Consider the following 12,531-nt stretch of genomic DNA (forward strand, 5'->3'; position numbering starts at 1 on the left):
GACCCGGACATCCTGCTCATGGACGAGGCCTTCTCCGCCCTCGACCCCCTCATCAGGACCGAAATGCAGGACGAGCTGCTCAAGCTGCAGGAGGAAGACCAGCGCACCATCGTCTTCATCTCGCACGACCTTGACGAAGCCCTGCGCATTGGCGACCGCATCGCCATTATGGAAGGGGGCAGCGTCATTCAGGTGGGCACGCCGGAGGAAATTTTGCAGAACCCGGCCAACGCCTACGTCCGCGCCTTCTTCCGCGGGGTGGACCCCACCGGCGTCATCTCGGCCGGGGACATAGCCCGCGACACGTATCCCACCATCGTCATGACCAAGCAGGGCAACCTGCGCACCACCCACGAGCTCCTCAGCGGCAGCGAACGCGACTACGGCATCGTGCTGGATACGCGCCACCGCTACCTTGGCATGGTTTCGTCCGAATCCGTCATCGAAGCGCTGGACGCCGCCCAAAGCGACGGCGACAAGTCCTTGCGCCGAGCCTTCCTCCCCGATGTCACGCCTGTGGATGTCAACGACTCCATGCAGGAGCTTTTGCCCTCGCTTGCGGCGCGGGGCTGGCCTGTCCCCGTCGTTACCGACGGCAACGTGTACAAGGGCGTTGTTTCGCGCAACCGCTTCCTGCGCACGCTGCACCGTACGGAAGAGGACATCGAAGAAGCACAATCCGCATAACAGCGAGGACGATACTCCATGTTCAACGAACAGATTATCCCCCTCGACGCCTGGGTCACCCAGTTCGTCGATTGGCTGGTAGATAACTACCGAGACATTTTCCAGAGCATTAAATGGCCCGTGGAACAAACGCTGAACGGCTTTGACGCCGGGCTGAACGCCCTGCACCCGCTCATCATCATTGCCGTGGTGGCTTTTGCCGCGTGGCGTTTTTCCGGCTACAAGCTGTCCATTTTCTCCATCATCACCTTTGTGCTTGTGGGGCTGCTTGGTCTGTGGGAGCAGTCCATGACCACCCTCGCCATGGTACTCTCCTCCGTGCTCTTTTGCGCCCTTGCGGGCATTCCCCTTGGCATTGCCGCGGGCCGCAGCGACCAGTTCGAGGCCGGGATACGCCCGGTCCTTGACGCCATGCAGACCACACCAGCCTTCGTCTACCTCGTGCCCATTGTGATGCTGTTTTCCGTGGGTAACGTGGCGGGCGTTCTGGCAACCATCATCTTTGCCCTGCCCCCCCTTATCAGGCTGACCAGCCTTGGCATCCGCGGCGTCCACCCAGAGTTGGTGGAGGCGGCGCAGGCCTTTGGGGCAACGCGCACACAGGTGCTTGTTAAGGTCCAGATTCCCCTTGCCATGCCCACCATTCTCGCCGGGCTGAACCAGACCATCATGATGGCGCTGTCCATGGTCGTTATTGCCGCGCTTATTGGCGCGGGCGGCCTTGGTTCACCAGTCATTCTTGGTCTGAACACTTTGGATATCGGGCGCGCCGTCATCGGCGGCCTCGCCATCGTCCTCATCGCCATTGTGCTCGACAGGATCACACAGTCGATGGCGCACAAAAAATCCTAAAACACAGGAGGCTCAATGCGACTGCACCATGCACTTCTTACCATTCTCTGCGTGGCCCTTTTGGCCACGTCGGCCATGGCTTCGGACATGAAGCCGGGTGAAGGCGTCACCGTCAAACCCGCCCGCGCCACATGGAACACAGGCTTCTTCCAGGAGGCCCTTGTCCGCCGCGGTCTGGAGGAGCTGGGCTACGACGTGGACCGCCCCAAGGACCTGCAGAACCCCATCTTCTACAAGTCCGTCGCCCTTGGTGACGTGGACTACTGGACCAACGGCTGGTTCCCCAACCACGACAGCCAGCTGCCCCGCGGCTTCTATGACGACGCGCAAAAGGTCGGCTACGTGGTGAAGGCTGGCGGCCTGCAGGGCTACCTGGTGTCCAAGCGCGAGGCCGAAAAGTACAACATCACCTCGCTGGACGACTTTCGCCGCCCGGAAGTCAAAAAGGCCTTTGACCAAAACGGCGACGGCAAGGCCGACCTCACGGCCTGCCCTCCCGGCTGGGGCTGCGAAAACGTCATCTCCCACCACATGAAGGTCTATGACCTTGGTGACGACATCAACCTCATCAAGGCCTCCTACGAGGCAGGCATGGCGTCCGCCCTTGGCACCTACAAGAGCGGCGGTCCCGTGTTCTTCTATACTTGGGCCCCCAACTGGACCATCTTTAAGCTGAAGCCCGGCAAAGACGTCGTGTGGATCAACGTCCCCGAAATCATCCCCTCCGAGGCGCAGGCCCCGGCCAAGGACCGCATGACGGTCTCCGGCATTGAAGGCGCAGCCACCGATCCCATCAAGCTGGGCTTCGTGGTGAGCGACATTCAGATTGTGGCGAACAAGGAGTTCCTGAAAAAGAACCCCGCCGCCAAAACGTTCATGGAAGAATTTACTCTGTCCCTGAACGACATCAACGAGCAGAACACCCGCATGAACGAAGGTGAAAAGTCCGAGCGCGACATCGCCAAGCATGTGGACGAATGGATCGCCAAAAACAAACAGACGTGGAATACTTGGCTGACCAAGGCGCGTAACGCCGCCATGTAATCACGCACCCGCGCATAACGCCCCGGCGGGACATCCCGCCGGGGCGTTTTTGTACTTGTGCGCCATCTCAGGGCGACACCTGTGCGCTGAAAAACAGCCCGTTCAACAGCGCACGGCGGATTCCCCCCGGCGCGGCGATGCCATTGCGCAAAGGGCATCCCGCTCATCCGAACGTCTCCAAAGCGCAACGGATTTCCACGGTTGAACAGCGAAGCAAGGCCAAACAGATGCACGAACACGCCGTAACCGGACTCGCCCTCATCCTTCTTGTCGGCTTTGCCTGCCAATGGCTGGCGTGGCGCGTGCGGCTTCCGGCCATTATCTTTTTGCTTGCCACGGGCATCATTGCCGGGCCTGTTCTGGGCTGGCTGGTGCCGGACGACCTTTTAGGCGACCTGCTCTTCCCCTTTGTTTCGCTGGCTGTCGCGATCATCCTGTTTGAAGGCAGCCTCACCCTGCGCCTGCGGGACATCCCGGGGCTGGAGCGCGTCATCCGCCGGCTCATCACCTACGGCGTTGCCATGACGTGGGGCATCACTGCCGTGGCCACGCACATCCTGCTGGGCTTCTCGTGGGAGGTGTCGTTTCTGTTTGGCGCGCTGATGACGGTCACGGGACCAACGGTCATCGCGCCGCTTCTGCGCACGGTCCGCCCGCGGGAAAACGTGGCGCATATCCTCAAGTGGGAAAGCATCCTCATCGACCCCATCGGGGCCATTACGGCCGTTTTGGTGTATGAATTCATCGTGGCGGGTGGTCTGGAGGGGGGCCTTGCCGCAGGCTTTTTGGCCTTTGGCAAAATCGTCGTCATTGGCGCGGTATTCGGCACAGTGTCCAGCGCACTCCTGCGCGCCGCGTTTGTCCGCAACTGGATTCCCCACTATCTGCAAAACTTCGCCACCCTCGCCCTTGTTTGCGCCGTGTTCGCGGCGTCCAACGTCCTTGAGATGGAATCAGGCTTGCTGTCCGTAACGGTGATGGGCATTTGCCTTGCGAATATGGACGGCATGGACCTTGGCGAGATTTTGGACTTTAAGGAAAGCCTGAGCATTCTGCTTATTTCCATGCTGTTCATCATCCTTGCGGCGCGCATGAACCCGCAGAGCTTCATGGCCCTTGGCTGGGGCGGGCTGGCGGTGTTTGGCGTCATCCAGTTCCTGACCCGCCCCCTGAGCGTAATGGCCTCCACCATAGGCTCCAAGCTCTCCATGCCGGAGCGGCATATGCTGGCGTGGATAGCTCCGCGCGGCATTGTGGCCGCGGCTATCTCCGCGCTGTTTGCCATCCGCCTGCAGGAGATGGGCTACGCCGATGCCAGCGGCCTTGTTTCCCTCACGTTTTTAGTCATCATCGGCACGGTGGTTCTGCAAAGTGCGACGGCGCGCCCCATTGCCAAGTGGCTGGGCGTAGCCGAACCGGAACCGGAGGGCTTTTTGATCATCGGCGCGGGAAACGTGGCGCAAACCGTGGCGCAGGAGCTGGTGGACAACGGCTTCCGCGTGATGCTTGCCGACCAGAACTGGGACAGAGTGGTGGAAGCCCGTCTGCACGGCCTGCCTGCCTACTGGGGCAACCCCGTGTCCGAACACGCGGAGCGTCACCTGGACCTCACGGGCATTGGCAAACTGCTGGCGCTGACCCCCTACGCGGAGCGCAACGCCCTTGCCGCACAGTACTACCGGCTGGAATTCGGCCCGGAAAATATCTACAGCGTGCGCACCCACCGCACGGAAAACACCACCGCCGACGAAAAGGCCGCCTTACGGTTTGGCGGCACGGACCTGTTTGACGAGTCCGTCACCTACTCCGCCCTGCGGCAAAACCTGCAAGACGGTGCAATTCTGCGCACCACCCCCCTCACCGAGGAATTCACCTACGAGGACTACCTTGCCTTCAGCGAAGGCGGCGAACGCCGTACGCCGCTGTTTGCGGTGTCCCCTGCTGGGCGCATTTTCCCCTTTACCGTGACGCCCCGGTTTACTCCGGCTGCCGGCTGGCGCATCATAGCCCTCATCTACCAGCCCCCACTGCACGAGGAAACAGAGACCGCCTAACCCGCATTCTCGCCGCCACTCCCCGCTTTTCGCGCAGTTCCCCCCTGCTTCCCTTCGCCTTTCATTTTTTTTGCATGTGTTCTTCCCTTTTTCAGTATCGCCTGATACATAGGCTCAACGCCCACACGCATATCCGACAACCATTCCGGCATTCCCGCCACGCCCATGACGGGTCCGGATGCGCTTTTCAAGTCCTCCTCCTTCTTGGGCTTGATGCAAAGACCGCCCACTCTGTTTCGTCGCAGAGTGGGCGGTTCTTTGTGGTGGCGTGCCCCTGCCGCGCGGGCATGCGTATTCATTGCCCATCCACCGCAAAACGCGCTATGCTAAGGCGCTTCCGTCGTTTTGGCAGGGCCGCGCGCATAAGGCCGCAGCGCGTCAAAGTATCCACTTCCACCCCAACCGGACGCCACGCGCTGTCCCGAGGCCGAGAGACCATGAGCAAGCTGCGCACCATCCTCTCCGGCAAGGAATTCCACATCCTTATCTTTGTGGTGGGGTGTTTGGTCTTTGGGTGGCCGCTGGTGTCCATTGCCAACATTCCGGGCGGGCCACATCTGTTCATCTACCTGTTCGCCCTTTGGGGACTGTTTATTGGCATATTGCTGGGCATAGGCCTGTCGGGCTTTCCTGAAGACGCGAAGCACTCAAGCCCCCAGCCGCCGCCCCTTGCGCCGCCCCCCGGTACCGAGCCGCCCACGGAAAGCGGGCCCCCTCCGCCGCCCTACGCCAAGCCGGAGGACTCCCCATGAGCGTGACCAGTCTGCTCGGCCTTGGCCTTGCGGCCTACTTTGCCCTGCTCATCGGCATTGCCCTGTGGGTGGAGCGCAATGCACATATCAAAGACTGGTGCGCCCGCCAGCCCATCATCTACGCCCTCTCCCTTACCATCTACAACACCACGTGGAGCTTTTACGGCCTTGTGGGACAGGCCGCCAGCGAAGGGCTGACCTTTATGACCACCCACCTTGGCACCACCCTTGGGCTGTGCCTGTGGCCATTCATGCTGCGCAAAATTGTGCGCATCAAGTCCACCCACCGCATCACCAGCATTGCGGACTTTCTGTCCGCGCGCTATGGCCGCTCCCAAGGCGTAGCCGGACTGGTGACCACCATCGCCCTTGTGGGCACGCTGCCCTATGTCGCCATTCAGGTAAAAGCGGTAAAGCAATCGCTCCACCACATCGTAACGGCCCTTGGGGAGCCGGATTCCTTCCTCGTTTCGGGGCTTGATCCCATCCTTGCTTCCGTGATGATTCTATTCACCATTCTTGCCGGAGCACGCCGCCTTGACCCAACGGAGCGCCACCATGGCATGGTTGCGGCCCTTGCGGTGGAGTCGCTCATCAAGTTGGCGGCCATCCTTGTGGTGGGGTTCACCATCACCTATGTCTTCAACGACGGCTTTGCCGACCTCTTCACCCGCTTTGCCGAAACGCCATGGGCGCCGCTCACGGGCCTTCCTGCGCTGGACACCCCGGCCTACTCGCAGTGGACCACTGGCATGGTGCTGGGCATGGCAGGCATTCTTGTTCTGCCACGGCAATTCCATGTCGCCGTGGTGGAAAACTCCAATGAACGGCACATCCTGCACGCTATCTGGATGTTCCCCATATATATGCTGCTGTTCAATATCTTTGCCCTGCCCATGGCCATGAGCGGCCTGCTGGAAGGGCTGCCCCCGCAGGAAGCGGACATGTTCGTGCTGACGCTTCCCATTGCGCACGACGCCCCATGGATTGCCGGGCTGGCCTTCTTTGGCGGGTTTTCCGCGGGCATCGGCATGGTGATGGTCACCTCCATGACCATGGGCACCATGATCACAAACCACCTACTGCTGCCGCTGATGGAGCGCCTGCCCGCGCTTTCCGGCTTCCGCAACAGGCTCTTGCAGCTGCGGTGGGTCGTCATCTGCGTCTTCATCTCCCTTGGCTTTGCCTTCAACACCATGGTCGGGCACTCGTATATGCTGGTCAGCCTTGGGCGCGTCGCCTTTGCCGCTGTGGCGCAGTTTGCTCCGCCGCTTGTAGGCGGGCTGTACTGGTCCCGCGCCTCGCGCAAGGGCGCGCTGGCGGGGCTGACCGCCGGCTTCATTGTGTGGTGCTACACCCTGCTGCTGCCCGCCTTCATCAACGGTGGCTGGTTGCCGCCGTCTCTGCTCTCCACCGGCCCGGACGGGCTGGGGCTGCTGAACCCGGAGCACCTCTTTGGCCTGCACGGCATGACGCCGCTGACACATAGCGTGTTCTGGTCGCTCCTGCTCAACACGGGATGTTTTATCATCTTCTCCCTTGGCACGCAGACCACGCGCGAGCAGTCCGAGGGGTACCGCTTCATCAATGTCATGGATGACGAGCGCCACGACTTCGCCCGCAGCGGCTCCCTTGACCCGCACATTCAAATTGGCCCCAAAAAGCGCATGGTTGAGGAGCTTTTTGCAGAGTACTACGCGCCGCTTCGGGCCAAACAACTGGCGCGGCAATGCGTCAGCCGCGCACAGCTTATTGGTCTGCAATACGTCACCATCGATCAGCTTGCCCGGTTCTATGAAGAGGTGGAAGCCATCCTCACCGGAGCCATCGGTGCGGCCATGGCGCACAAGGCCATGCGCCGCCGTCCCCTGTTCACCACCAAGGAGGCGCAGGAACTCTCCACAATGTACGCGGACATCCTTGCGAATATGCACCTGTCGCCCGAGGACCTCATCCGGCGCATCAACTACCACGAGGAGCGGGAAAACCTGCTCGGCCAGCATGCCGAGGAGTTGGAGGAAGCCAACGCCCGCCTGCGCGCGGCGGAGGAAAACTACCGCCTGCTCTTTGAAAATGCGCTGGAGGGTATCTTCCAAACCACGCCTGATGGCCACTTTTTGGCCGCCAACCCCGCACAGGCCAAGCTCCTGGGGTACGAATCCCCCAAGGAGCTTCTTGAGGAAGTCCGCGACATAGGGCGCGACATCTACCACTCCCCGGTGGACCGGGAGCATCTGCTCACCGCCCTGTACGACAAGGGCTTCATCACGCAGTTTGTTCACCTCATCAAACGCCGGGATGGCTCGCTTATCTGGGCGGAGATACACGCCCGCCTCGTGCGCGATGAAAATGGCGCCCCACGGCGCATAGAAGGCACCATGCGCGACATTACGGACCGCAAGCGCGCGGAGCAGGAAATCATCCGTGCAGGTCAATATGTGCGCGACGTGCTGAACTCCATGCCCTCCATCCTCATCGCCGTGGACGAGGACCTGCGCATCACACACTGGAACAAGGCCGCAGAGCATGAACGCGGCATGACGGACAGCGACGTGCTGGGCCGCTACCTTGGCGACGTGTACCCGGAGATGGACCCGCACACGCCCCTCATCAGCGAAGCCCTGCAAAGCCGCGCCCCGCGGTATTTGGAAAAGGTCCCCTACAAGCGCGGCAATGAAATCCGCCGCATTGACCTGATGGTCTATCCGCTGTCGTCGCAGTCGCGCGCCGAGGCCGTCATCCGCATGGACGACGTCACCGAGCAGAGCAAAATGGAAGAGATGATGATTCAAACGGAGAAGATGCTCTCCGTTGGCGGACTGGCCGCAGGCATGGCGCATGAAATCAACAACCCCCTCGGGGGCATCCTGCAGGGCGTGCAGAACATCCAGCGCCGCGTTTCGCCGGAGCTGAAGGCCAACCAGAAGGTTGCCGAGGAACTCAGCTGCCCGCTGGAGACCATTCAGGAATACATGAAGCGCCGCAAGATACTCAGCATGCTGGACGGCATCCGCGAATCCGGCGAACGCGCCGCAGGCATCGTCATGAACATGCTGGAGTTCAGCCGCCGCAGCGAGGCCACCATGGCCAAGGAGGACATCCACACCCTGCTGGACCACACACTGGAGCTGGCCTCCACGGACTACGACCTGAAAAAAAGTTACGACTTCCGCTCCGTCACCATCCAGCGCAACTACGCTGAAGACCTGCCTGCCGTGGTCTGCTCGGCCTCGGAAATCGAACAGGTGTTCCTCAACCTCTTCAAAAACGCGGCGCAGGCCATGACCGAACACGGCTCCACAGGCCCGCCCGCCATCACCATTACCACCAGCCACCAGCACGGGCGCGTGCGCATCGACATCACGGACAACGGCCCCGGCATGGACGAGGGCACACGCTCGCGCATCTTTGAACCGTTCTTCACCACCAAGCCAAAGGGCGTTGGTACCGGCCTTGGGCTTTCGGTGTCGTACTTCATCGTCACCTCCACCCACGGCGGCCGCTTTAGCGTGCACAGCGCTCCCGGAGAAGGCACCACCTTCACCATAGACCTGCCCGTGACGCCGCTGGACAAAACCGACGACGCGGCCCCGGCCTAGACGCCGCAAAGGGCGTATCACAAGGCCAACCGCGCATCTCATCCATTCCGCGCGCCGCACAAGGCGCAGCCGCCACACAAAAACGACGCCCCCGCCACAGCGCCGACACATTTCACAGCTACTTCCTCCCCATCAGACAAACTGGACTATACCAAAGGAGTCTTGCTGTGAAACACCACGTCTGGGCCTTCGCCCTTGCCCTCGTTCTGACCGCCACCGCCGCCAGTGCGGCCTCTTCCGTCCCGCAGGACCTGCTTCGCGCCGCCAAGGCCGAAGGCGAGGTCAACAGCGTAGGCATGCCCGACACCTGGGCCAACTGGAAGGACACTTGGCGCGACCTCAAGGTGAAATTCGGCCTCTCCCATCAGGACACGGACATGAGCTCCGCGCAGGAAATCGCCAAATTCGCCGCCGAGAAAAACAGCGCCACCGCCGACATCGGCGACGTGGGCTTCGCCTTCGGCCCCATTGCCAAAAAGAAAGGCGTTACCCTGCCCTACAAGCCCACCACATGGGACGACATCCCCGCATGGGCCAAAGACAAGGACGGGCACTGGATGCTGGGCTATACCGGTACCATCGCCTTCATCTCCAACAACAACATCGTCAAGAATCCCCCCAAAACGTGGCAGGACCTGCTGGATGGCGACTACAAGGTCACCGTCGGCGACGTAGGCTCCGCCGCACAGGCCAACAACGCTGTCCTGGCCTGCGCCTTTGCCACCGGCGGCAGCGAAGCCGACATCTCCCCCGCGCTGAACCTGTTCGCCCAGCTGGCCAAGCAGGGCCGCCTGTCGCTCAGCGACACCAGCCTCGCCAACCTTGAAAAGGGCGAAGTGGAAATGGCCCTGCTGTGGGACTTCAATGCCCTCAACTACCGCGACAGCATTGACCGCGACCGCTTCACCGTCAGCATCCCGCGTGATGGGTCCATCATCTCCGGCTACGCCACCGTCATTAACAAATACGCCAAGCACCCAAGCGCCGCCAAACTCGCCCGCGAATACATCCTGAGCGACGCCGGGCAGATTAACCTTGCCCGCGGCTACGCCCGCCCCATCCGCACCAACGTCACCCTCCCCGCCGACGTGCAAAACATGCTGCTGCCAAACGAGCAGTACACCAACGCCAAACCCATCGGCGACTTTGACACCTGGAACCGCACCGCGCGCAAACTCTCCCGCCTGTGGCAGGAGCGCGTGCTCATCCACATGCAGTAATTCCGAAACCCCATCGACCACAGAACCACCGACCGAGGTTTTTCTTGTCACACACCGTCATCCTCGTCCTCGTTGATGGCCTCAGCGCCAAGGTAGCCCATGCGTGCATGGGCTACCTTCAGGCCATCGTGAACGCCGGACACGCGCAGTCCTACACCCTGACGTGCGAACTGCCCTCCCTGTCCCGGCCCCTGTATGAATGCATTCTTACCGGCGTACCGCCCATTGTCAGCGGCATTGTGGACAACGGCGTCGTCCGCCGCTCCCGGCACGACAGCATTTTCTCCCTTGCCACTGGCGCGGGACGAACCACCGCCGCCGCGGCCTACCACTGGGTGAGCGAGCTCTACAACCGCGCCCCCTACGACCCCACGCGTGACCGCTATACCGATGACCCGGCCCTGCCCATCCAGCACGGCATCTTTTACAACGTGGACCACTACCCTGACTGCCACCTCTTTGCCGACGCCCAGCACCTGCTGGCGCGCCACGCCCCGGACCTGCTGTTTCTCCACCCCATGAACGTAGACGACGCCGGGCACACGCATGGCGGCGACGGGGACGGCTACCGTGCCGCCGCGCGGCGCATGGACAGCCTGCTCTCGCGCTATGTGCCCCAGTGGCAGGATGCGGGGCATCAGGTCATCATCACCAGCGACCACGGCATGGCCCCGGACCGCATGCACGGCGGCACCACGGACGATGAACGCCGCGTTCCCCTCTATGTAACCGGGAGCCGCTTCTCAATGAACCCAAGTGCCAGCCCGGCCCAGACCCAGCTTTGCGGCCTTGTCTGCGAGCTGCTGGGCATCACCGGCCATGGCAAACCCCACTGCAAGGAGCTGCTCGCCTCATGACCCATTCCACAACACGCCGCTTTCCGCTCATGGCGGCGGCAGGCCTTGTGCCCTTTTTCGCCATGCTGGGGCTGTTTCAGCTGGCCCCCATGGGCTGGGTGCTCATCCACAGCGTCAACGTGGATGGCGCGTTCAGCCTCGGGCACTACCGCGAAATACTGTCCTCCGCCTTTATGCGGCAGGCGTTCGGCCACAGCCTGACCATCGGCCTTTGGTCCAGCCTCGGCGGGCTGACTCTTGCCACGGTTGGCGCGGCGGCGCTGCGCCGCGTGGGCGGCAGACTGCGCCAGTTCATGGTGGCCTTCACCAATATGGTGGGCAATTTCTCGGGCGTGCCGCTGGCCTTTGCCTTTATCATATTCCTTGGCGCCAACGGCAGTTTGACCATCATCCTGCGCGAGGTGGGGCTTATCAGCGGCTTTAACCTCTATTCCATCAGCGGCCTGTCCGTGGTCTATACCTACTTCCAGATTCCACTTGCCATGCTGCTGCTTTTTCCGGCCTTCAATGCCCTTGATGACGATTGGCAGGACGCCGCTGCCCTTCTGGGAGCCACGCCCGCCAGCTACTGGCTGCGCATTGGTCTGCCCGTGCTGGCTCCTGCACTGGTCGGAACGTTCATCATCCTGCTGGCCAATGCCATGGGCGCGTACGCCACGGCCTACGCCCTGACATCCGGCAACGCCAATCTCGTCACCATCCGCATCGCCAACCTTGTGGCCGGGGACCTGTTCCTTGAGCCAAACCTCGCCGCGGCGCTGTCCGTCCTGCTGGTAACGCTGCTGGGCCTTGTGACCATCATCAACCGCTGGCTCCTCAAGAGGAACGTCCATGCGTAGCACCACGCCCATCAACACCATCATCGTCTCCGGCCTTATCGCCCTGCTCAGCATCCCCCTTGTGGCTACGCTGGCCTATTCCCTTGCCAGCCAGTGGGGCGCAACCATCCTGCCCAGCGGCTTCACCTTCAAATGGTACATCGCGCTGTGGAGCGACCCGCGCTTTCTGGCCGCATTCGGCCACTCGCTGGCCGTATGCCTTGGCAGCCTCTCGCTGTGTGCCGTGCTGACCATACCGGCCATATTCATCGTGCACTACATCTTCCCCAAGCTGGACGGCCTGATGAACGTGCTCATCCTACTGCCCTTTGCGGTGCCGCCTGTGGTGTCCTCCGTTGGCCTGCTGCAACTGTACGCGGACGGACCGCTGCCGATTATTGGCACGCCATGGATCCTCATCGGCACCTATTTCACCGTGGCGCTGCCGTTTTTGTACCGGGGCATCGCCAACGCCATGCAGGGGCTGGACGTCCACGCCCTGATGGACGCCGCCCACCTGCTGGGAGCCAGCACCATGCGGTCGTTCTTTGTGGTCATCCTGCCGGGCCTGCGGCGGGGTATTATGGCATCGCTGTTTGTCTCCTTCACGTTCCTGCTGGGGGAGTTCGTCTTCGCCAACATCCTCGT

At 61.8% G+C, this 12,531-nt stretch carries 11 protein-coding genes; 10 read left to right on the top strand and 1 reads right to left on the bottom strand.

Annotation, left to right across the window (positions count from 1 at the left end; translation table 11 throughout):
• The 4 genes from ACY69P_RS08040 to ACY69P_RS08055 all read left to right on the top strand — a co-directional run.
• Positions 1-687 (top strand): CBS domain-containing protein (locus ACY69P_RS08040; RefSeq protein WP_462327108.1); only part of this gene is annotated, 687 nt, incomplete at its 5' end.
• A gap of 18 nt (positions 688-705) precedes the next feature.
• Positions 706-1,539, top strand: a complete 834-nt coding sequence (locus ACY69P_RS08045) for an ABC transporter permease (protein ID WP_459900035.1) — start codon at positions 706-708, stop codon at positions 1,537-1,539.
• 15 nt (positions 1,540-1,554) lie between these two features.
• Entirely contained in the window at positions 1,555-2,583 is a 1,029-nt protein-coding gene (gene proX, locus ACY69P_RS08050) for a glycine betaine/L-proline ABC transporter substrate-binding protein ProX (protein WP_462327109.1), read from the top strand.
• A gap of 227 nt (positions 2,584-2,810) precedes the next feature.
• Positions 2,811-4,637, top strand: coding sequence for a cation:proton antiporter (locus ACY69P_RS08055; protein ID WP_462327110.1), 1,827 nt, complete (start codon positions 2,811-2,813; stop codon positions 4,635-4,637).
• Here ACY69P_RS08055 and ACY69P_RS08060 read toward each other — a convergent pair.
• Positions 4,634-4,936 (bottom strand): hypothetical protein, encoded by a 303-nt coding sequence (locus tag ACY69P_RS08060; RefSeq protein WP_462327111.1) that lies wholly within the window; start codon positions 4,934-4,936, stop codon positions 4,634-4,636. The genes ACY69P_RS08055 and ACY69P_RS08060 overlap by 4 nt on opposite strands.
• Before the next feature lie 138 nt (positions 4,937-5,074).
• Here ACY69P_RS08060 and ACY69P_RS08065 point away from each other — a divergent pair, with 138 nt between their 5' ends.
• The 6 genes from ACY69P_RS08065 to ACY69P_RS08090 all read left to right on the top strand — a co-directional run.
• Positions 5,075-5,389 carry a hypothetical protein gene (locus ACY69P_RS08065; RefSeq protein ID WP_462327112.1) on the top strand — a complete coding sequence of 105 codons (315 nt, stop codon included), beginning with the start codon at positions 5,075-5,077 and terminating at the stop codon, positions 5,387-5,389.
• Positions 5,386-8,988 (top strand): sodium:solute symporter family transporter, encoded by a 3,603-nt coding sequence (locus ACY69P_RS08070; protein ID WP_462327113.1) that lies wholly within the window; start codon positions 5,386-5,388, stop codon positions 8,986-8,988. Before ACY69P_RS08065 ends, ACY69P_RS08070 begins: the two co-directional genes overlap by 4 nt.
• Positions 8,989-9,155: 167 nt before the next feature.
• Entirely contained in the window at positions 9,156-10,208 is a 1,053-nt protein-coding gene (locus ACY69P_RS08075) for an ABC transporter substrate-binding protein (protein ID WP_459900040.1), read from the top strand.
• Positions 10,209-10,252: 44 nt separating this feature from the next.
• Positions 10,253-11,065, top strand: a complete 813-nt coding sequence (locus ACY69P_RS08080; protein WP_462327114.1) for an alkaline phosphatase family protein — start codon at positions 10,253-10,255, stop codon at positions 11,063-11,065.
• A complete protein-coding gene (locus tag ACY69P_RS08085; RefSeq protein WP_462327115.1) occupies positions 11,062-11,904 on the top strand; it encodes an ABC transporter permease in 843 nt (280 codons plus the stop codon). Before ACY69P_RS08080 ends, ACY69P_RS08085 begins: the two co-directional genes overlap by 4 nt.
• On the top strand, positions 11,897-12,531 hold a 635-nt coding region (locus ACY69P_RS08090), incomplete at its 3' end, for an ABC transporter permease (protein WP_462327116.1). The genes ACY69P_RS08085 and ACY69P_RS08090, both read left to right, overlap by 8 nt.

This window comes from Desulfobaculum sp., assembly GCF_054921475.1.